Origin of the sequence: Nocardia sp. NPDC049220 (genome assembly GCF_040647855.1) — a bacterium.
GTDB lineage: Bacteria > Actinomycetota > Actinomycetes > Mycobacteriales > Mycobacteriaceae > Nocardia.
The window spans coordinates 249,903-270,610 of the sequence record NZ_JBEZDA010000006.1 but is presented as its reverse complement, the minus strand read 5'-3'; the positions used below and the strand labels follow the sequence as shown (position 1 = coordinate 270,610).

General features: G+C 63.4%; 16 protein-coding genes and 1 pseudogene. 4 read left to right on the top strand and 13 right to left on the bottom strand.

Going from position 1 to position 20,708, the window contains the following annotated elements:
* Window positions 1–1,228: 1,228 nt before the first annotated feature.
* Both AB0C34_RS18155 and AB0C34_RS18150 read right to left on the bottom strand, forming a co-directional pair.
* A complete protein-coding gene (locus tag AB0C34_RS18155) occupies window positions 1,229–2,128 on the bottom strand; it encodes a phosphotransferase (RefSeq protein ID WP_357073763.1) in 900 nt (299 codons plus the stop codon).
* Entirely contained in the window at window positions 2,128–3,357 is a 1,230-nt protein-coding gene (locus tag AB0C34_RS18150) for a helix-turn-helix transcriptional regulator (RefSeq protein WP_357073760.1), read from the bottom strand. The genes AB0C34_RS18155 and AB0C34_RS18150 overlap by 1 nt, the downstream gene beginning before the upstream one ends.
* A gap of 198 nt (window positions 3,358–3,555) precedes the next feature.
* Here AB0C34_RS18150 and AB0C34_RS18145 point away from each other — a divergent pair, with 198 nt between their 5' ends.
* The 3 genes from AB0C34_RS18145 (at window position 3,556) to AB0C34_RS18135 (ending at window position 6,600) form a co-directional block, all read left to right on the top strand.
* A complete protein-coding gene (locus AB0C34_RS18145) occupies window positions 3,556–3,984 on the top strand; it encodes a hypothetical protein (protein ID WP_357073758.1) in 429 nt (142 codons plus the stop codon).
* 701 nt (window positions 3,985–4,685) lie between these two features.
* Complete coding sequence (locus tag AB0C34_RS18140; RefSeq protein ID WP_357073755.1) at window positions 4,686–5,099, top strand: hypothetical protein; 414 nt, start codon at window positions 4,686–4,688, stop codon at window positions 5,097–5,099.
* 112 nt (window positions 5,100–5,211) lie between these two features.
* Entirely contained in the window at window positions 5,212–6,600 is a 1,389-nt protein-coding gene (locus tag AB0C34_RS18135) for an FtsK/SpoIIIE domain-containing protein (protein WP_357073752.1), read from the top strand.
* A 33-nt stretch (window positions 6,601–6,633) separates the two neighbouring features.
* On the opposite strand, the gene AB0C34_RS18130 is transcribed toward AB0C34_RS18135, so the two are convergent.
* Complete coding sequence (locus AB0C34_RS18130) at window positions 6,634–7,137, bottom strand: hypothetical protein (RefSeq protein WP_357073809.1); 504 nt, start codon at window positions 7,135–7,137, stop codon at window positions 6,634–6,636.
* Between the two features lie 90 nt (window positions 7,138–7,227).
* Window positions 7,228–7,560, bottom strand: a pseudogene (locus AB0C34_RS18125) (helix-turn-helix transcriptional regulator); the annotation flags it as partial.
* 1,273 nt (window positions 7,561–8,833) lie between these two features.
* On the opposite strand from AB0C34_RS18125, the gene AB0C34_RS18120 reads away from it, so the two are divergent.
* Window positions 8,834–9,370, top strand: coding sequence for a hypothetical protein (locus AB0C34_RS18120; protein ID WP_357073749.1), 537 nt, complete (start codon window positions 8,834–8,836; stop codon window positions 9,368–9,370).
* A 23-nt stretch (window positions 9,371–9,393) separates the two neighbouring features.
* On the opposite strand, the gene AB0C34_RS18115 is transcribed toward AB0C34_RS18120, so the two are convergent.
* From AB0C34_RS18115 to AB0C34_RS18075, 9 genes are all read right to left on the bottom strand, one after another.
* Window positions 9,394–10,218 carry a DUF4913 domain-containing protein gene (locus AB0C34_RS18115; RefSeq protein ID WP_357073746.1) on the bottom strand — a complete coding sequence of 275 codons (825 nt, stop codon included), beginning with the start codon at window positions 10,216–10,218 and terminating at the stop codon, window positions 9,394–9,396.
* Window positions 10,215–11,963, bottom strand: a complete 1,749-nt coding sequence (locus AB0C34_RS18110) for a TraM recognition domain-containing protein (protein WP_357073743.1) — start codon at window positions 11,961–11,963, stop codon at window positions 10,215–10,217. The genes AB0C34_RS18115 and AB0C34_RS18110 overlap by 4 nt, the downstream gene beginning before the upstream one ends.
* Window positions 11,964–12,043: 80 nt before the next feature.
* Window positions 12,044–12,589 (bottom strand): hypothetical protein, encoded by a 546-nt coding sequence (locus AB0C34_RS18105; RefSeq protein WP_357073740.1) that lies wholly within the window; start codon window positions 12,587–12,589, stop codon window positions 12,044–12,046.
* A complete protein-coding gene (locus AB0C34_RS18100) occupies window positions 12,586–14,274 on the bottom strand; it encodes a M23 family metallopeptidase (RefSeq protein ID WP_357073737.1) in 1,689 nt (562 codons plus the stop codon). Before AB0C34_RS18100 ends, AB0C34_RS18105 begins: the two co-directional genes overlap by 4 nt.
* A 351-nt stretch (window positions 14,275–14,625) precedes the next feature.
* Entirely contained in the window at window positions 14,626–15,843 is a 1,218-nt protein-coding gene (locus AB0C34_RS18095; protein ID WP_357073734.1) for an ATP/GTP-binding protein, read from the bottom strand.
* A 478-nt stretch (window positions 15,844–16,321) separates the two neighbouring features.
* Window positions 16,322–17,827, bottom strand: a complete 1,506-nt coding sequence (locus tag AB0C34_RS18090) for an SCO6880 family protein (protein WP_357073731.1) — start codon at window positions 17,825–17,827, stop codon at window positions 16,322–16,324.
* The gene (locus AB0C34_RS18085) at window positions 17,824–19,341 is read right to left on the bottom strand and encodes a hypothetical protein (protein WP_357073728.1); all 1,518 of its coding nucleotides are present in this window, start codon (window positions 19,339–19,341) and stop codon (window positions 17,824–17,826) included. Before AB0C34_RS18085 ends, AB0C34_RS18090 begins: the two co-directional genes overlap by 4 nt.
* A complete protein-coding gene (locus tag AB0C34_RS18080) occupies window positions 19,329–20,156 on the bottom strand; it encodes a hypothetical protein (RefSeq protein WP_357073725.1) in 828 nt (275 codons plus the stop codon). Before AB0C34_RS18080 ends, AB0C34_RS18085 begins: the two co-directional genes overlap by 13 nt.
* A 3-nt stretch (window positions 20,157–20,159) precedes the next feature.
* Window positions 20,160–20,681 (bottom strand): hypothetical protein, encoded by a 522-nt coding sequence (locus AB0C34_RS18075; protein ID WP_357073722.1) that lies wholly within the window; start codon window positions 20,679–20,681, stop codon window positions 20,160–20,162.
* Window positions 20,682–20,708 lie beyond the last annotated feature (27 nt).

Here is a 20,708-nt window from a genome sequence, read left to right as displayed (position 1 = left end):
GCCATCGACACCTTGCATCACCTGGCGCGGGCAGACCAACCTCGCATCCGGCATCAATGAACCGTGCCCCGAGGGCGACCAGCATGGTGAAGGTTGCGACGTCCAGGTGGTTGCCGACTGGGCGGGTGAGCATCGTCCAGGCGTCGAGTGCGGTCACAGTCGGGCCGGGCTGAGCCATTCGGTCTCGAACACGACGCCCCAGTTCTGGTCGCATCATCACTGCCCCAGCTGAACCCACGCGAAGGACGATTTCGCCAGAGCTTGAACGCACGAAGCAGTCGAGCCCGCACAATTGCTCGTAGTGATCGCGTCGCAGGATTGCTTGGTCTGTGCCGCGCAGTGGGCGCGGTGTGTCGGCATCTGGCGTGAGTTGCATGGCTATCACCCCTCATGCCCTCGACGTGTCAGCGGTGTCCACGATTGCTCCAATCTCGATATGGAGGCAGAAACCAGGAGGTGAGGCTCAGAGAAAAGTGACGTCAACTACCCGGGAGAGGTGTGCTGTCGACTGTTCTGGGAACCAGCAGCCTGATGCGATAATGCTAGCATACTCGCATGACAGCGTGCGAGTGATACTGGGGGCCACCTTTCGCAGCGGAGGCTTCACGCACACCGGGCGCCCATGCGGCCCTATCTCAACATCACGTTTGATGAATGGGATACACGCATCGTTGAAGCAGACGAAGGCGAGTTCACTCGACACGGCGCGCGCGGTCACGCTCGGATGGTCGGATGGAATGGCTGCGAAGCGCCCTGCGGGGCTCTCCAGACTTCATTGGCGTTTCCGCCGCGGCACCTCGTCACCGACGCGTTCGCGTCAGAGACGCTCGAAGCCAGCAAGCGTTGTGTCCGGAACCAGGTTGTGGCCGGCACCGTAACACCACTACCTTCCGCGCGCCCCCGAGCCCACGACGTCGCTGGCCTCGCTGCCAATTCGGGCATAGTGCAGCATCAGAAGGGATGAGAGCATCGTCGGGGCTGGCGGCAATACACCGCCGCCGAAGTCCGCCATATCGGGGGATGCGCAGACACGCACCCATATCAACGTCACCCAGTCAAAACATCGAAGAAGTGCTCAGGCCGCCGCCCAGGGAAGCACCTGTGCCTTTTCACGTGCACCAGCACAGTGCTACTCCATCCGGCCATTTGCTGACCGACTGGCACGGCTCCATTTCATGGAATGAGGCGGCAAGGAACTCCGGCCGGTGCACGACCGATGTGCTGATAGCTACGCGGCGTGCCAGCGCGCCGTGGTGTCGCCGGTTCGCAGTGTGGCTATTCGGTGCGAAAACTCGGCGGCCGCGGCGCTGTGGTGGCCGGTGGCGGCGCGGCGAATAAAGCTAGCGAGGGTGTGCAGATCTCGCATTTCACGCAGCACCGAGAATCCCGACCAGTTGCGTACGTCCCATCCATAGGCACAGCTGAAGGCGTCCAGCTGTGCGGGCGTACGCCCAAATCGGCGGCCCTGATAAGTATTCACCAGATCCAATTCTCGCGGCGCTCTGGCAATTTCATCCCAATCGCCGAGCATGACAACGCCACCGGCACCGATCATGAGATTGCCGGGGTAGGCGTCCCCATGGACGAGGCCGACACCGAGCGCGCTGTCGAGCTGGTGGTATGCCTCTACCACTTCGCCGGCGCGACGGGTCAACCATTCTCGATCCGCGGTCAGAAGGCCAGCGGCTGCCTCACTGCCGAGCAAGCTGCGCAGTTCGGCCAACGGCTGATAGGCGGGCAGCGGAACCGGTGAGTTATCAAGCTGGTGCAGCTGACGCAATAGGGCACCGAGATCGCTGACCGTGACCTGACCTGGGGCGTTCTGTGGGTAGTAACGCCACACTGTGACCACCGAGCCCCTAGCCACGGGCACCGGCTCGCACGTCAGCGGTTCTGGCACTGGGAACCCCTGTTCGGCAAGCCACTGCACGACCGCGAGAGATGTCGCGGTCTGGTCGGCGGTCTCGGCGCGACCGACACGTGCCACCGCCTCGGCCGCGGGCAGTAGATAGACCCCTGTGGCGTGCTGGCGTAGCGAGGTCGCCCCAGAGGTATTCAGGCCGAGGCTCTGGCATGCGGCGATCAACTCAGCAGGTACGGCGGCTGCGTTGGCAGTGCGTGTGGACATCAGGCGCCTTTCCGGCTGTGGTCGAGGGTCGTCGAGGCGAATGCGCGGATCTGCTGAGTGAGTTCGGCTGCAGGCCGAGCAGCGGCCAGCTTCGGGCCAGTCAGGGTGTGCTGTACCCGTGCCAGGCCGTCACCGATCTGGCGGATGCGTTGCGGGACCGGAAGCGCCAGCACTGGCGCCAACGCCTCGGCGGCGCCGTCGATGTCGCCGGTACGCCCCAACCGCGCCAGCGCTACATCCACGCGAGCGAGTGCTTCATCTCCATAACTGCGCACTTGCGGCGGGCCGGACTCGTAGGCGGTGATCGCCGCAGTAGACATGCGCTCGGCCTCGGCGAAATCACCGAGCAGAACCAGGGTGGATCCCGCGTAGTAGGTGGCCTTGGTGGCAGGAAATTCGAGGATTCCACCGAAGGCCGCCAAATCACTACTGGGTGCGGCGTTCTCGCTGGCTTCCAGTGCCAATGTGAGCGCCGAGCGGGCGGTGGCAGATTGCCCAGCGCGGGCTGCGCATCGCGCATGCAAGGCAGCTAGACGTACCCGATGATCACCCGCAGGCGCGTGCGGCATGCCTGCGGCAGCGAAGTCGACCGCGCGCCCGGCCTGACCGGACCACTCGGCGATCAATGCTTGTGTGCCGGCTACCCACCCACGCAAGGGGCCGTGATCTGCCTGCACTGCAAGAGCCTCGGCGGCGCGGGCCTGCTGCATCGCGGCCATTGAGTTGCCTAAGTTCTGCGTGGCGTGCGCCATGAGGATCAGCGTTACGCCACCGAGGTAGAACAACTCTCGTGCTTGGTTGGGGTGGGGGCCACCCTCCAATAGGCGCCAGGTTTGATCACGCATCATCACCAGGTCGCGGAACAGCGGCGCGGGCGGTTCGGAGACGTAGGCTGTCGCGATCCGCGCCAGTTCGTAGGTGAGGGAATCGACTGCGAGCGCATCCACCTGGTCAGTAGCGGCCCAAGACGCAAACCGCATCGAATCTCGTGCGGCGGTAACAGTTTCGTCGGCGAATGTGGCCCGATTAGCGGCGCGCAGCAGCGCTCCACCAGTGTCTAGTACATCATCGATACGTCTGAGCAGATCCTCGGTAAACGGGCTCCGTCCGTTGATGATCCGCGACAGCGATCCGGCGTTGAACATCAGTGCAGCAGCCAGTGCGCGCTGCGACATTCCCCGCTCATCCAGCCAGTGGCGCAGCTCGGCAACCACCTCGGTCTGTGCCATACGTCAACGTCCTTTTTCCCACGTCAGCAGGGTGATGCCGAATTGGCAACACAACTGGCAACACTGCAACTCTACCGCTGGACCCATTACCGGCTGCACACTCCATCTACGCAGAGTGCAACGGCAGGTTGGGCCTGACCCGGGCTCAACGTAGTTGAGCCGCTGCACATCCCGGCCGACGATAGACAGGAGCAGTCGATGATCAAGATGGCCGAACAGACGGCGACAACGATTTTGCCGATCTGGGAGGAGATGCTTGCGATGTTCTGGGGGTACGACGCCCCAGACACCGTGGTACATCCAGTCATCCGATCGGCGCGTGCACTGTCGGCACTGCATCGGGAGCACCCCAGCGAGGCCAGCCGCGAATCGAAGCGGTTCCGCCAACGCCGCGACAAACTTGTCTACGACATCGACAACTGGGTAGCGGGGTATATCCGTCATACTGATGGCATTGGTGTAGCAGTCGATCGAATCGCGATGTTTGGCGTCCGCGCACAGGAGTTGCTCGCCGATGATCCGAACTTCCGGATCGATTTGACGTTGCTGTCCACTACTTGGTCCGGGATGGCCGCCACTGCTGAGGGGGGTCGCTGTGCAGCGTCGCGCAGCAGTGACAGTCCCTAAAATTCTCGGGCTTAAACCCAGGCTCAGGATGTAGGCGGAGGCACGGTTGGTGAGCGCAACCAGCGCATTAGGGTCTGAGTCGTGTACGTCGATCGGCCACACGCGTGAGGCTCCCGCCGATGGCGACGACTCGATGTCGTCTACGTTGCACTGAGCGTATTCGACTCGAATGATCGTCAGTGGCCATGATGTCACCAGGCTGAAGGTTTGTCGGTCGGCGGGGGGAGGAGGCCCCAGGGAGCTGCCAGCGTGGCATATACAGCGGCTACGAAGCCCGGCGCATGACCCCTGGCGAGGCCGATGTCTCCCTTCTCGTTGTCGATCATGTACTGATCGACACCCTGTCGGAGTTCTTGCGAAGTTCCTTGGACCTGCCGATTCGACATGGCTGAGGTCTGCAAGGCGATGCGTTTGACACCGGTTGTAGCGACTTCCGCGCCTTCGCTGCCCGTCTCGTGACAGGTGTGCGAGTTGAACGCGATCGTGGTTCACGGGGCCGCTGATGCCGTTCGGCCAACGATGGTCATCCACCTCGTCGGGATATGGCCCGTTTCCGATATCGGAACCCCCTCTTGATCATTTGCTATCATGCTTCAATGCTAGCAGATCGATTAAGGGAGGCGCCGCCGTGGCCGTACGACACAAAATCCGACAGCTACCAAGGATGCATGCTTGCGTGCGAGAGTGCGAGGATAAAAGTTGTGGAGGAAGAACAGAACGAAAAACCGACAGCACAAGTGAACTTCCGGACGACTCAGTCCGTCAGAGATGCATTGGAAGAAACACTAGCCCGGATCAGTCGCCCGACTCGGTACCGGAAGCGGATTCCGCAATCTCGCGTCCTGACACACGTCTACCGGAAACTGACGGACATGCTCATCGCTGGCCTACTGCCGTTCGATATCCTTACCGAACTCTTCGACAGGTTAGACGAGCTGGCGACGCCTGGTCCGCGGCGAGAAGAAGCGCTCAGCAGTTTCGGGAAGGCATTCGAAGAGGGCTTGCGAGCCGAGTGCCTCAGGCGCGATGGGCAGACCACTACAGAGCAGGCCGACGCCTTGGAAGCCGCCTTAAAAGCCGCCTTGGAGGCCGCCAAGAAGTCGGAGTCCGATTGATCGCGTGCCCGCGAAGCTGCGCGGATGACCGGACGGCCGAGGGGCTTCGCCAGCACACGACCCCCCGCGATACATCGTGGCCTGCCCGAGAAGTTGCCAACCCTCGTGGGGGGTGGCCGAGGTGCATCTGACAAAGGAAAAGATCTCTGCCGGAATCGGGATGCTGGGTGTGGGAGCGTGCGGATTCGGCGTCTTGTGGGCGCATCAGAGCGCGGGGAACCCCGGCGCGATAGCCGTGGTTGGTCTGGGCGGTGTAGCAGCTGTGCGGTATGTGACGAAGGAGAAGGAGCAGAAGCAAGTCAAGCAGGTCAAGCAGGACGCCGGGAAAGCTGCCGAAGAGAACCGGTGGGAGCGTTACCTGGCGTTTTTTGATCCTTCTGTGCACTACGCCGTGCGGATGCTGGCTGATCCGAAGCGCGCGCCGGGGTTCTGGGACGAATATCACCTCACCACGTGGGCTGACACCCCAGGTGGTGAGCCGGACTACCCCCGAGTGACAGTGGGTGCCACAGATGGCGGCGTGATATCGACACTAGTTGGAGCACGGGTCCGACTTTCTGTACCAGCAGGGGCGAGCACGGAGGCCTTCGCCAACCGTCTTGACGGCATTGCCCATGGGCTTCGAGCCGACGTCACCATCGTCAAGGCGGGTAGGGGATTCATCGAGCTGGACCTGCGGACAATGGACCCGCTCGCCAAGCTGGTCATGGCCCGCAAGTCCACCGGTCTGGTCGACTTGGAGCGGATTCCGGCGGGCCTCACCGAAGAGGGGAGCGAGTGGTGTGTGCCATTGCTGTACCGCAACTTGATCATCGCTGGTGTGCCGGGTGCAGGTAAATCCGGTGTGCTGTGGGCCTTGTTGTGCTCGCTCGGCCCGCAGGTGCGTGCGGGGCGGGTAGTCCTATGGGGCATCGACCTCAAGTTCGGCTTGGAACTCAAGCCGGCCGAGCCGATGCTTTATCGCCTCGCCACCACGGAAGACTTGGCGATGAAGCTCCTCAAGGACTTCAAGAAGGCGATGGAGGCCCGTGGCGAGAAGATGGCCGAGGATGGGCGGCGCAAGTACGTGCCCTCCGACGATGAGCCAGTTCATGTTCTGGTTATCGACGAACTCATCAATCTGCTCCGTCAAACAAACTCCAAAGCCTCCAGCGAAGCGTTCGAGATCCTTTTCGACATCATGCGCCGCGGCCGCAGCCTCGGCTTCAGCGTGATCGCCTGCACGCAGGACATGGACAAGAGCATCCTGAGTTCGCTGCGCAACGTCATCCAGATCCGCATCGGCCTGCGCATGGTTGAGAACAGCCAACTCCTCATGATGTACGGGCCAGGCGCCAAGGATCGCGGCGCAGACAACCTCCGCATTCCCGAAGGCCCGGCAGGTGCCGGCATCGCCTACGTTGAGGAGGAAGGATCGTCGCGACTGCAGCGCTGCCGCGCGGGTTGGATTCCCGACGACGAGGTCGCGGCGCTGGCAGAGGAGTACGCGATCGCCGCCTGATCTATCCCCCGCCTGAGGCCAGCACCGATTGGCTTACATCGTCGGTGCTGGTGCCAGGCCGGGGGTCAGGATGATCAGCTCGTGCGGTCGACTATTGCGCGCTGAGTGGTAGGCGTCCATCGTCCAGTCGGAGTGCTGTCCAGTCCGCTGGTCTCGGACGATGATGTGGTCATGGCTGCCGGCGTCCTGATCCAACTCCGTGTGCCACAGATGGCTGAATTTCAGATTGGCGCTGCATGTCTCGACGATCTCGAGGATCCGGTCTGTGGCTATGACACCCGGGGCATAAACCCGGAAGACTGCCACCATGCGGTGGACGACATCTTCCCAGTTGGTGACTGTATCCACGGCACGCGGGTCGACCATGAACTGTTCGATCATGTTCGTCGGGCGTCGCGCGCTAGATGATGCGGGTACCGCCCACGGGAATAGGGCTGAGGCAGCCTGGTTGGCGTAGAGGATGTCGAAGGTGGGCGTGGCTATATACCAGGCCGGTACATTCAACGAGTCGATGCGCGCGCGGTCGACTTCAGTCACTGTCGCCGGCCAAGAACCGATGTCGAGACGGTAGAGACCGTCAGCGACTATCGACACTAGCTTGGGCAGTTGCCATGCAGGTAGATCTAGGACTGTGCACCACCGTTGCAGCATCTGGGAGGTCGGAGTGCGGGCGCCTGTTTCGTAGTTGTACAAAGCCTGAGTCGTGACATGTAGTTGTGCGGCCACTTGGGTGAGTGTGTGCCCCTTGGCGATACGCCGCCTCCGTAGCGTCCTGCCAGCAGCGGGCTTGCGAGATACCTCAGAAAGATCGATCAGATCACTCGAGCAGCTTGAGGCCCCCCTTCGGGCCGCGGGCTGGTCACATTGCCGCAGGCGCGGTCTTTCGACGATCGCCGCTTCGCGGTTCTTCGTCGCGGCGGCGGTAGCAGCACTGATTGTGGTTGTCGTGTGGGTTCTCATGAGCTGCTCCTTGCGAACAGTGCACGCGGTCGGCAGAGTTGGCCGGTCTGTCGACGAGATGGAACTCCGACATTCTTCGACAGGCCAGAGTGGCAGATCGTCGACGGGAGGTGTTGGGGGTTTCCGACCTCAGTCGGTGGACGGGTGTGCGCAGTGCACAGCGGTTGAGATCGCTGTGACGCTTGGTAAGTGCAGTGGAAACAAATGTGAGACCGCGGGTGCACTTGCGGGGGTCCTCGCACTGAGTGCCTTATTCAGCGACCTTCAGCACGGTCATCGGCGTGCTCCTGCATCAACGCAGCCGATCCTGTTATGGATGCATGCACGTTCTCACCCCCATTTCCCTGCGCACTTCGCCTGTAGGTAACACGATCCTGGAAGGTATTACCACCTTAGACTTAGGAGTATTCGTAGGAATTCACGCAGTGTCAATTGCTTCCACTCGCACAGTAAGTGCGAATAAAACCGCTGTGTCAAATTCGCCGACTTTATCCCGCGGAAATTTCACGACTTGTGTTACATAGGAGCGGCAGCGGTGCCAGGCATTCCACGGGTTGTGTCAGGCGGCCGTCGGGCAGGGCATGAACGAGCCTCCAGCCCGAGCTGGAGATCACTTCTGCCTGCGAGCACCCCGTCAGGAGACAGGAGACCAGCCGCACCGGCCCCGATCAGAACGCAGCCACACATGCCCGCCCCTCGAGATCGGGCGCGTGCGATGATGCCGGGCTACTCGATCGAGCCCACATCGCCTGCTGGCTACGCCTGCGTGACAGGTCCACAGCCTGGCGAATTAACCGACAGCGAAGATGGTAGAGAGCCTCACCCAATGGCCAAATATGCAGGCTCGACTTAAGCTCACCGTCGAAGTATTTATCCATACTCACCACCGGAATATCATTTCATAGATACTTCACCGTTCGGTGTGCGCAGTGTCTTTTCCACAAAATCCATTCCGTGAACGGGGACGCGTCGAATCGGACTGGGACTTCTCATCTCCACCGCTGGTCGAGCTGTTGTAGTCGACCCGATTCGATGGCGCGTAGCGCCCGGTAACCAACCACCTCAAGTGCCGTGGGGCCACGCTGACCAAGTTCAGGCACCATCCGCTGCCGATCAGCCGTGTATCGAGGACAGCAGTCCACAACTTCACGAGGCTGCCGCTGCTGTATTCGCTGGGGGACTAGCGTGAGGAGGCAGTTTCGTCTCACCTTCACACCAGCCGATAGAGCATGTGCTCGCCCGCGAGGAGTTATCAGCCGCAGGAGGAAATCCGATGACCGGTCACAACAACGGAACACATGATGAGCTGCTCGAGAAGCTGGACCAGCGGATCCTCGCCGCCTGCCGCGAACTCAAGGCGGCATACAGCATCCTGGACCAGACAGGTTCAGTCGCCGACGGGGACGCCATCGGACTTGTCGAGGGGTGCGTGCGTGACGCGCTGAAGGCGGCAGAGACCGCCGCGAGACTGCGGGGAGGCGATCGGGCCCGCGAGCAGTTGGATACGTTGCGAAAGCATGCCACTGACGTCACGGCCGACGATCAGGACTGGCGTGCCCTTGCCGCTGACATCGTCGCAACGGACGCGACCCCGCTTCCAGTGAGCCGAGTCGCTGCTGTGCTTGCCGCCCGGCATGCCACCCGCTCACCGGAAGCTGTAGCGCACATCCTCGAGATCAGCCCCGCCGTAGTGGCCAACATCGTGGATGCCGAAAAGGAGCTCAACGCCGCCGGCCGCGGCGGCAGCAGCAGCACACCCAGACGGGCTTCCCGTCGTTCGACCGCCGGCGACCGGCGCCGCAAGCATTGACGCCGTTGCCGTCATCTGAGGACCTACTCAGGGGCTGGGGCGAGTTGCCGTTTGACTGCGTCGGGCAGTGGGGTTGTGCCCAGTGGCGGGTGCCCGGCGAACACCGAGTCCGGCGCAGCCAGGGACATCGGGCCAGTGTCACCGTCGAGGATGATCCGCAAGTGGGAATCGAGGTGACTGACCCACCAGATGGACATCGCAGACGGGGATTGGCTGGCGCGCGAGAACTCCCATGCGGCGTGCAGTGCCTGGAAACGTGCGATGACTTCTGGGTAGCGCCACCACGCCGGATCCCACGATAGCCCCTTCCCTGCCGCCGGGTTGAGTTTGCGACGGATTACTTTGACGAACCATCCGTCGACCCAGTCCCATACGTTGGGGAACAGCGGCGCCAAGCCTTGGAGGGCTGCGATGGCGTCGGTTTCGTGTTGGTGTTTGACCGTGTCCGGGACAGGCAGGGTTTGTAGCGGCGGATGACCAGTGAAGGCTGCGCCTTCTGCGGCCAGGGACATCGGGCCGGTTTCGCCGTCGAAAATGATCCGCAGGTGTGGTTCGAGGTGGCTGATCCACCATGTTGACATGGCAGACGCAGAAGTCGGGGCCGTCGCTGCAGTGGCCTCTTCCCATGCAGCGTGCAGCGCTAGAAACCTGGCGACGACTTCTGGATAGCGCCACCACGCCGGATCCCACGACAGACCCTTCCCCGCGGCCGGGTTGATTCGACGGCGGATGTGTGGCACGAACCAGTCCTCGACCCACAGCCACACTGTGGGATAGCGCGGGCCTGGTGGAGCTTCAGCCACGTCAGGTGTGGGCCGGTTGCTGTCGGGTTGTTGCTGTTCGGTCAAAGGTGTTGTCCTTGTTGGGTGCTGGGCTTCATTGAGGTCGGCATCGCCGTTTTGGTCGATTTCGATCGGTTGATCACGTCAGCGAAATCGCTGTCTTGCCAGTAGGTTTTTTTCAGCAGTAGTGGTTTTGAGCCGGGTAACCGCAGGATGGCGCGGTCGCTGGTGAGAGAGGCCAGGTCGGCGAGTTTCAAGATCCGCTCGGACTGCCAGGAGCTCGAGCGCGACGATTGACCGGTGGCGAATGCTCCAATGGGACTGCTGGTTTGGTCGTGTCGCACCAAGTGGTCGTCGATCAGGTCGCTGAGAGTGGTCAGGAACTCTTTGTCGTCGATGTTGCCGCCGTACCAGACGGTTGAGGCGGCATCCAGCATGATTTGAAACCCGTCTCGCCCCCATACTTTTCGTCCCTGTGATGGTGACTGCAGGATCGTGATGGGGATGATTCCGCGGCTGCCGAAGTGGCTGTACTGGTCAGGCAGCGACTGCAGTCTGCACACGTTTGCGGCCTCGTCGAGTACAGCGACCAGGGGGATATCCAGCCGTCCTTCGGCGGTGCGGGCGCCGACGGCTTCTGCTTGATCAAGGACTTGCCCTACCAGCGCGGTAGTCAACGCAGCGGCGCTGTCAGGGCCTTCCTTGGACAACGCATACAGGGTGTCGTGGGAGGTAGCGAAGGCTTCTGGATCGAACTCCGGAAGCGAATGGACCCAATCACCAGGCCCGGTGGTGATGGAACCGTCGGGAGCGACGCCGATGGTCAGGCGCCGGTTGGGCAGGATCGCTTTCGCATACCGTTGCGCGTCCAGGGATTCGAGGAATCTCCTGGCCATGTCGAAGTAGCCGTCGCGCTGCCTCTCGGTGATGTTCTGTTTGGTGGTGAGCATGCGGGCTGTGGCATATTCACCGTGAGAGCGCAGCACAGCGCCAGCCACAGTCGACTGGTCGTTGGCCATCCACTCCACTGCATGGATCAGGTCCCCGCCAGCGAGCGCGGCGGCCAACATGTAGGCAGCCAGCAGGTTCTGCGCAGAGCCGTCGAAGTAGGCGTCGACCTTCGCGCCGTCCTCCTTCTCCGCACCAACAAAGTAGCTAGCAGCCTTCTTCGCCGCGGGCAGATCGCAGACAGGGCCCAGCGGATTCCACCAGAACGTCGCCTCGCCGCGACGGCCGGTCGTGACACCCTGTAGATCGAACAGCCACAGCTTGCCCTGGTCATTGCGCGGCAGCCAGGTGTGGGTGTAGATGTCGGGTTTGTTGCTGGTCGCCACGCACGGACCAGGAGCGGTGATGACGGCGGGTATGGCCACCGCGGCGGTCTTGCCCATCCGGGTACCAGCAATGCACACCTGAACCCACTCCCATGGCAGGTGCACCGGCAAGTCACCGCGCACGGTGCGCCCGACGAGCACTCCACGGGCTGCAGGGTGATCGTCGGGGATTTTCGGGGCCAGCCGTTTAGCCTCGGCCAGTGACCATTTCTCATCCAGCAGATCCAAGGTGGCGGGGTTGGTCATGGACTTGGCGGCGTCGTCGACCGGGCGGCGTGGGCCGCGCGCGGCCTGTCTTCTGCTGAGCCAGCGACCTACCCATGCGGCCGCGGAGGCGAGCAGGATGAACTCTGCGAGCAGCGCGATGGTGGCCATCGTGGGCCAGCGGCGGCGGCCTGCGGCGACTTCAGCGAGCAGTGCCGGGCTCCAACTCGGGTTGCTGCCGCCGCCGAGCCGATAGGCCAGCATCGCCAGCATGGCGAGAAGCGCAATGACACCGATGACGGCGACGACGAAGAGTTCGGGTCGCGCAGATTTCGGTCGTGTGGTGCGGATGGTCATCTGACCTCCTCGGTGTAGCGGATAACACGCCAGGTGTTTTCGGCGTGGGCGAGGGTTACGGTCAGGACCGACCGTCGATGTGGGGTGATCTGCCCGCCTGGGTGCAGCACTGTTTGGGTGGCAGAGACAGTCACTGTCGCGGTGTCGCCACGGATGGTGGGTTTGCCGAGTACCGATACTGCGGTGGAGACGGTGTCGCGCGCAGCGGCCCAGGACGACCACTGCGGGACTTGTCGCGGCAGCGGTGTCGGAGGACTCGATGCTGTGGCGGCGAGCTGCCCGGTCAAAAGGGGCGCGGCTCGATGTAGCGCCTCCCAGCTCGAGGTGTCCGGGCCAGGTTGCCAGCTCAGCATGATGCTGATCGCGTTGCATGCGACTACCTCTGGTGGGCTGTCGTGGGGGTCGAGCGGGTCGATGTGGCTGTGGCTGTCAGTGCCATCACTGGTGCTGTCGAGGCTGCTGGTCGCGTATCGGACCAGCAGCACACCACCGAACAGCACGGCCGCGGCCGCAAGCGGGGCAAGGAGCTTCCATCGGCTCATTGGGCGGTGCCTGCCATTTCGCGCATGCGGTGGCGGATGTCGGTGACGTAGGCCTGGGTCTCCGCGAACGGCGGAATTCCGCCGGACTTCTGGACGTTGCCGGGGCCAGCGTTGTAGGCGGCGAGCATGAGATCGACAGGATTTCCTGCGATTTGGCCTGCTGCGATCTGCGGGCGGAGCTCCTCGGCGAGCTGGCAGTTGTAGGCGCCTTGAGCCATGACCGCGTCACCGATGTTGTTGGGGTCGCCCGCCCCTGCGGGACCGACGCGGTTTCCGTTGTCGTCGACTTGGTATCCCCAGGTTGCCCATGTGCCGGGCATGAACTGGGCATATCCCTGCGCGCCTGTACTGCTGACCTCGCCCTTCTTGAACGCGGATTCCTGGTATAGCTGTGCAGCAAGTAGTTCTGGGCTGAGTTCGTTGCACTGCCGCGCCGACAACACCAGCCAACGTTTGAACTCTTGCGGTATCCGGGTGTCGACTAGGTCGGCCTCGTCGTGCTCCCCTACCCCAGCATCGGATGGCAGGCACCTGTTGTTGGAGGGTGCGGGCGGCGGGATCGACCCGTCCAATTCTGGTGCGGGGCCGTATGTTTGATCAGGTGCAGGCAGTCCGTGCCCGAAGGTTGTCACGTGGACGTGGTCGTAGTGGTTGGCGGTCGGGTCTCCGTTCTCACGCTGTTGCATGAGGTTCGGCTCGCCGCTGCTCGGAATGTAAGTCTGTCGCCAGATCATGTAGTCGATCTGCAGGTATTCCCGGTGGGCGAACAGGTAGTCACGGACGCTGTCGCCGAGTTGCCGTCCGGTGTCAGTGTCGGCGTCAGGGATCATCAGATCAACCGCCAGCCCCGTCGCGTGCTGACCGACACTGTCCGCGGCGGGGTCTCGCCACATGTGCATCGTCGTGACCTGCGGGAACTGTGTATGGACAGCCCGAGCAACGCGGATCGTGTCGATCTGGACGTTCGTCTCTGATCCGATGTCGGTTGGAAGTAGTGGCATTTCGATGCCAGGGGCGGGTGCAGCAGCGACTAACACTGTGGATGCCGCGTTGCCTTCGGGGGCGGTGCCAGGTTCAGCGGCCTGTTCGATCCAGGGCATGGGGTCGACGTCGGTGCCTCCGGACAGGCGTCCACCACCGCTGTCAGCGGAGGCACTGCTGTCGCTGCTTGTCCAGATCTCGAAGTGCAGGTGGGGACCGCTGGACTCCCCGTTGGAACCCTCGTCGGCGATGTGTTGTCCAGCGCGAACAGTGTCGCCGGAGTTCACATGGACCCCTTCGGGATACATGTGCCCGTACACAGTGCTGACCAGTTTGCCGCCGATACGGTGGTCGATCACGATCCACTGGCCGAATCCACTGGCTGTTCCCGCGGCCACGACCACACCATCGGCCATCGCGAAGATTGGCGTTCCCAGTGGTCCGGCGAAATCGATCCCGCGGTGATCGGGCCGATCGGGTGTCCGCCACCCCGAGGTGATCGGAGCGCTGTCGCTGTGTATCGGTTTCGACAGCTGCCCGCCCGGCACACCCTCAGCCACATTGCTGCCCGGTCCGTCTGATGGATGGCAGGCGCCTGGTTTGCCACGTCCGATGCTGTTGTCGCTGTCATCGAGGACGGTGACCAACAGCGTCACAGTCACCATGGCTACAGCGAGCACGGACACCGCCAGTTTGCTCGCCATCTAATTCAGCTCCGGAATACAATGGGCCAGACCGTTATTGGCGCGCCGCGATGCGCATGTCACACGAACGGCCGCCCCTCGGAGCAAATTGTTGTCAGAGGCGTAGGTTCCGGACATTGCTTGCGCCCCGTCAACACGCGGTGGTATCGGCGTAGACATCGTCAGGCCAACCACCCTGGCCTTGACAGGCTCCGCAGTCCACCCACTGACCGTCGACGAATTCGCCCTCGGCGCCTTGGCACGTGCGGCACTCGAACCACTGGTGAGGCATCCGGCGACGCGAATCGGTCTCGGCGTTATTGGTTTTGTGGCTCTGTCGTGTCACCGGCATTGCGCTCCCTGTTGGGTTGGTCATGCCGTTGTCCGACTTTCGATGAGCTCGGCGAAGCGTGCGTTCGTGTCGTGCAGCCCCAGTTCGTTTTCGACTGTTGTCAGCAGCGTTTGAACTGGGATGCCGGGCGCGCCGTCTTTAGAGATTTTGATCATGAATTTGCCGATGCCCATCGGCTTGCGGCGCTGTCGGCTTCGTTGCCGGCGCAACGGTGCGCCCCGCGACCACGAGGTGATCATCTCGGCTTCGGCGGTGGTGAACGACAGCACGTCCGACAGCCGCGCCAGCTCGCCGGGCGGCAGACCACCGCAGATGACGACACCGCTGCGTTCGATGAATCCCTTGGCGATTTTCACATCGACTTCGCTGGGCAGGGATTCGAGGTCGCGGCCGGTGTGGGTGATCTGCACCAAGCCGGTGCCGTCGGTGCGGTTGAGGCGCGTGAGCTCGTCGATCCTGCTCACCATGCCGGCACCGGCGCCGAGGACTTGCCACAGTTCGTCGAGGACGGCCAGGAAGTATCGTTGCTGCTCCAGCCCGACATCGGCGAGCAGGTGGGCGGCCTCCATCGCACCGTAGGCGTCTGACCAGCAGGTCAACATGACTGCAGCTTTGAGTTTCTTGTCGCCGCGTGTAAGGGCGGAGACGTCGATACAGATCGCGGTCGCATCCAAATCCAGAGGTGTGGTGGTGTGATCTGCGAAGATTTCGCCCAGAGGGCCATCCAGCAGCGCTTCCAGTGATCGGCGCAACGGTTTGATCGTCTCGGCGTACTCTGAAGCCGAGTCGGCGGCGGCCACCTGTTGAAGGCGACCGGAGCCGCGGAATATCTCGTCGGCCAGATCACGCACCAATGGTGGATTGGCGAAGGAGAACCGGCCACTGTCACGCAGTTCCCGCAACGCCGCCGACACCAGCGAATGCTCATAGTCGGCGACAGGCGCTTGGCGGATCAGCTCAATCAGCGCGGCCACCATGGTGACCTGCCGGGAGTGCACCAACTCTTTGGTCTCTTCGATCACCCCACCGCGGCCGGCGGAGTCGAGGGCGTCAGCGGCTGCTTCCAAGCGTGGGATGGTCGCGCCCAACGATCCGGCGGCCAAAGGGTTGAGGTGGCCACGGCCGTGGCCCAGTTTGATTACCTGCCCCCCGACGGCGTGGACGAGCTGCACATATTCCGGTTTCATGTCCCCGGCGATGATGGGGGTCTGGTTCTGGGCGACCGCGCCGAGCACCATCTTTCGGATCAACGTGCTCTTGCCCAAGCCCGGCAGTGACAGCACGAACGCTGACGGGTTGGCGATCAGCCCGGCCGCGAACCAGGCCAGGACATCACAGCAGGCAGGTTCACCGGTTGTCAGGTGCACGCCGACGGGCGTGCCGACCAGCGGGGCGGCCGCGCCGACCACCCACGGATTGAGTCCGCAGGCGTGCATGGTGGTCGCCTGCCACTCCAGTGGTGCCTGCACCGTCTCCATCGCACCACCGCCGATTCCTCGGAACCCTCGGGGCGACATCCGTTGGGAATGACGCCATTGCGGTTCGGATTCCTCGGTTTCGGCTGTTGAGGCGGCGTGGGTTCGGCGCCACCGTGCCAGCGCGCGGCCACGTTTGGACAGTAGAGCGGGTTCGCCGACGATCCCGTCAGCGATGTCAGCGGCCAGCTGCGCGAGCTCGGCATCATCGGGGATTTTCGTGTTCACCATCGGTGTCCTTCTAAGCAGTGCCTGCGATCTGGGTCATCGACGAGTGGTCCGGCAGCAGCACTCCGACGCCGAGGCCGGCGGCGAATGCGGCGTCTTGTTGGCCGTAGGCGCGCCGGAGTTTCAATCGGGCTCGGGCTGAGAGGGATTCGGTGATCGCGGCAGCGGTCGGGATGTCCTCGCGGCAGGTGACGGTGATCAGGATGCTGTAGCGCAGCAACCCGGCGCCGCGGACTTGTTCGACCCGCTGTTGTTCGGTGGCTTGCAGCCGCAGCTCGGATGCCGCCGACTTGACCCCTCGCCCTTGCTGCATGGACACCAACGCGTCCTTGTACTCCTTGTCGACTTTGCGGGTAGCGTCCCCAGCGGTGAACGGTCGATAGAAGATGGTCAGTCGCTTGCGTTCGAGCGCGTCATGTGGTGCCAGCAGCGGTTTGAGGACAGTGTCGGGGAACACTGACTCCGGTGGGGCTTGCAGTTCCCACACCACGGAGGTAACTGCGTCGTGCCGGTAATGGTCCCACCGCGCAACTGCGGTCGCGGGTCCGGCGTCTTCCCAGTCCAATCCGTGGGCTTCGTCGAGGATGTCGAGTTCTTCGAGGTCGGCTTCGGAGGCGGGGTTGTATGAGCGTTGGACGAACTCGACGATCTGCGGCGCCGACATCGGGACGGCTTCGACACCAGCGTTGAGCAGGTCTTCGTAGAGGGCGGGCAGCCGGCGAGCCAGCTCGGTGGCCATCTCCTCAGGGTCGGTGCGCCGTTCTCGGGTGGTGGCCTCGAAAGTGATCGACAGCCTCGCCAACTGTTGCTGTTTGCCTGCCGGGAAATCGAGGGCGGACTGGATCATCACTTCGGCGGCGATGTCGGATCGTGATCGGCCGATCATCTGTGCGACTTCACGGCGAAGCCGAAGCCCGGTGGCGGGGATGTTTTCCACCACGACGGTGGCGGCGGCGATGTCGCCTGGCAGGCCTAGCGCTGCGAGGTATGCACCCCAGTCTGCGGTCATGAGGTCGCGTTCGTGTTGGGTCAGCGCTTCATCGCCGCCGGGCCAGCATTCGAGCACGATCGTGTATTGGTCGCCGCGGCGGCGGTGGATCATCCCGAACGGGTTGCCGAGGCGGTCTGTGCCTTGATGCAGGGTGGTTGTGGCGAGAATTCCGGGTAGCCGGTAGCGGCCGCCTGGGATGCGGGAGTGTGGTCCGGACCGGTAAATCGTTGTGCCGCTGGCGCGGCGGCGCCACCATTGGATTCGCAATTGAAGACCTTCATAGACGGTGCGGCGGCCGAAGGTGATCACCATGGGTGCCAGGACCAAGCCGCAGATGGAAAGTAGGATCACCGCCGGCAACAGGCCCGCGGTCATCATCGTGAGCAGGCAGACCACCATGGCTGCGCCGCCGAACATCGACACCCGCAACGGCAGTCCGAAGAACCCGGTTCGCTGCGGGTAGGTGCCTGAGGAGTAGAGGGGCCGCTCGAGCACCTTCTCGGAGTTGTTGGGCAAGGTCGATGTCATCGCGGCACCTGCCCGTGGTAGTTGCCGATAGCCCCTTCCGCGAACGAGCTCACTCTGGCTGCTGACCGACCCGCCATACTCGCAGCGGCGACTGTTGCTCCTGCGACCGCACCAACACCAGATGCGACCGCACCAACGCCAGCGGCGGCCTTGCCGGCTACGGCGGCAACCCGACCAGAACTGCCCGCGTTGCTGCTTGCAGCGGCCCTGGGTGCTGCGGCGCCACCTGATCGGCCACCCTGAGATGCCACCGCACCTGAGGCGGGTGGACTACCGCCAGCGGCGGATCCGCCGCCACTGGCAGCTCCGCCACCAGCCCCACCAGCGGAGCGGCCACCAGAACTGTTGCTTGGTGTTCGTGAGCCTGACCCAGCGCTGAATCCGGCTGCCATCCCAGCGATTTGGCCTCCGCCAGAGGAGATAGACGCGGCAGCGGGAGTGATGACACGCACTAGGGCTGGCATGGAGATTCCCGCGATGGCAAGCAGCACCGCGCCGACGACCGCGTCGGTGGCGGTCTGGCTGCTGGCAGCCCAGAACGCGAAGGCGTAAAGCAAACTGGCGACAGGTTTGAACAGCAGCGCGCTGATCGTGTAGCTGATCAGAGATGACCACGTCTGGCGGCCGGTTCCAGTCACCGATGTCGCGGCAGCGATCGGCGCGACCGCGACCGCGATGGCAAGCACGGCTTCTCGAATGAGCAACGCGATCAACTGGGCCACCGAGCCGAACAGGCCGACTGCGGCCAGAACGAGGGAGACAACGGGTCCGAGGCCGGTCTTCTCGTCGATCCAGGCGATGGCGTTGATCTTCTGTGAGGGGTCTCCTTCGGCTGCCTGCTGAATCACCCATGTGGAGAAGCTGTCTCCGACTTGATGGACGAGGATGACCAGGACGGGCAAGGTCCAGATCGAGAACAAGGTGCGAAACAGCATCCGCGCGGTTTCGTCCGCGCCTTCGGCGACAGCGTGGCGTCGGGCGATCGCGACTCGGATCGCGCCGGTGCCGATGCCGAATGCCAGTGCAAGGATCTGTAATTCCCAGGTGATGTTGCGGATACCGGTGATTGCTGATGATCCGGTCAGCGAGGGTATCGGCACTGACATCCAAAACGTCATGACCAGCGCGAACGCGCTCGTATTTCCCTCCATGACCGCTTTGGTGAGTTTGCCGACCGGGTCGGGCCAATACTTCGATACAGCCCACTCGGCTGCTGCGGTGGCACCTTCGATGCCCGCGCCTGGACCAGCAGCCGCGGCGCACAGGCCAGTGGTGATTCCGCCGAGGGTGCTGTTGAGGATGTCGCTGTCAGTGCTGGGTGTCAGTGCCTCCTCGCAGTCATGCAGCATGCCACCGGAGTCGAAGCCACCTTGTGTTTCTTGCTGGGAGAATGTCGGTCCTGTTGTCGGCGGCGGGACATCTGGGCGGTCCTGTGCCGCAGCGACTCCAGCGGGGGCGGCTAGGAGAGCGAGGCAGGTGATGGCGAGCGCGAGTAGGCGTTTCATTGTGTCCATCGGGTCCATCCGTCGATCGAGGTGTAGCGCTGGCCGGGCCCGACCGTGATGGGTTGGCTGCTGGTTTGAACTTTCCAATCCCCGTCGCGCCACAGCAGGTTCAGCCGTATCCCGACCCAGCGCGGCGACGAGGTAGCAGCGCCGGTGCCGTCGATGTCCAGGCGCAGCGCCCACTCGGCGGCGACGAATTCGCTGTCGCAAGACAGCACTCTGAACGCGTCCGGGGCGACGACCACCGCCCGGAACCGGTCGGCTCCGTTCGGCATCGACAGCGGGGCTTGAGCAATTCGGCTGCGGTCGGCGGCGGGCAGGATCGTCAACTGGGTGATCGTCTCGCGGGTCGGCACGCCACCGACATAGCTGCGTGCCACCCAGTTCCAGCCGGCAAGCACCGCCCCTTGCAGGCTGTGCCGGTAGCCGGTCAGCACGGTGCCTTCCAGGTGGGTGGGGCCGTCGGTCTGCGACATCAGGATCGGCATCCCGTAGGAGCGTTGGATCATCACCTGCTCCGGTGAGCTGACTGCTGCTCCTGAACCGCACTCGACCCGCCTGGCGGCCGGGTCGTGCTGTGGCAGTGGCTGGCCAGCGGGGTTGTTCGGGACCGCGACCTTGCGTCCGTAGCGGTCGCTGATCGGGTCACTGAACCCTGTCCCGGTGGGAGCACTGTCGGTGGGAGCAGAACCCACTGCGGATGGCGTCGATGCTGGGCCGGAGTTCGCCGCATCACCACCACTGCCGCGGCTGACGATGAACGCGGCGACCACACCGATGACGACAGCCATGAGAAACGCCGTCAACAGAATTCGGGTGCGCACCAGTCATCCCTCCAGCCGGGTGTAGCCGTCGAGAGTGGGTAGTTCGGTTGCGTCGATCGTTTCCTCGGCGGTGGGCAGCACGATGCGCCAGTCCCCCGCCAACCATTGCAGCGCCACCGGGTAGGCGTATCGCTGTACAGGCGAAGCGGTTTCGGTGACAACTCGCACGGCCGCGGTCGCTGGTTCTGTGCCGCTGTAATGGTCGATCTTGAATGCCACAAAGCGTGGTGCCTGCTCGGCGGGCACGATGCCTGACACCGACAGCGGCGCCCGCTGGGCAGCGTACACATCACGACCAGGCCCAGGGGCGGTGACGATCGACACCACACGTCCCCACTCCTCGTCATCGGCGAGGGCGAGGTATGCCTGGGCCCGGATGGCAGCGACTGCAGCCCCTTGCGGGGTCTGCCGATACCCGGTGTCGACAAGCCCGCTGTGGGTGGGTCCGTCCACCGCTGAGCGCGGCAGCCGCACGCCGCGATAGGTGTCCCATCGCAGCTGCGCGGGCACGGCGGTGAGGTCCACCGCGGCCGTATCTGTTTGTGTCGCATC

What these genes read in the sequence shown, in the direction of transcription:
- AB0C34_RS18155 (WP_357073763.1), bottom strand. Translation starts at nt 2,128, where the DNA reads ATGTCCACACGCACTGCCAACGCAGCCGCCGTACCTGCTGAGTTGATC.
- AB0C34_RS18150 (WP_357073760.1), bottom strand. Translation starts at nt 3,357, where the DNA reads ATGGCACAGACCGAGGTGGTTGCCGAGCTGCGCCACTGGCTGGATGAG.
- AB0C34_RS18145 (WP_357073758.1), top strand. Translation starts at nt 3,556, where the DNA reads ATGATCAAGATGGCCGAACAGACGGCGACAACGATTTTGCCGATCTGG.
- AB0C34_RS18120 (WP_357073749.1), top strand. Translation starts at nt 8,834, where the DNA reads ATGACCGGTCACAACAACGGAACACATGATGAGCTGCTCGAGAAGCTG.
- AB0C34_RS18110 (WP_357073743.1), bottom strand. Translation starts at nt 11,963, where the DNA reads ATGCTGGCGATGCTGGCCTATCGGCTCGGCGGCGGCAGCAACCCGAGT.
- AB0C34_RS18105 (WP_357073740.1), bottom strand. Translation starts at nt 12,589, where the DNA reads ATGAGCCGATGGAAGCTCCTTGCCCCGCTTGCGGCCGCGGCCGTGCTG.
- AB0C34_RS18100 (WP_357073737.1), bottom strand. Translation starts at nt 14,274, where the DNA reads ATGGCGAGCAAACTGGCGGTGTCCGTGCTCGCTGTAGCCATGGTGACT.
- AB0C34_RS18095 (WP_357073734.1), bottom strand. Translation starts at nt 15,843, where the DNA reads ATGGTGCTCGGCGCGGTCGCCCAGAACCAGACCCCCATCATCGCCGGG.
- AB0C34_RS18090 (WP_357073731.1), bottom strand. Translation starts at nt 17,827, where the DNA reads ATGACATCGACCTTGCCCAACAACTCCGAGAAGGTGCTCGAGCGGCCC.
- AB0C34_RS18085 (WP_357073728.1), bottom strand. Translation starts at nt 19,341, where the DNA reads ATGGACACAATGAAACGCCTACTCGCGCTCGCCATCACCTGCCTCGCT.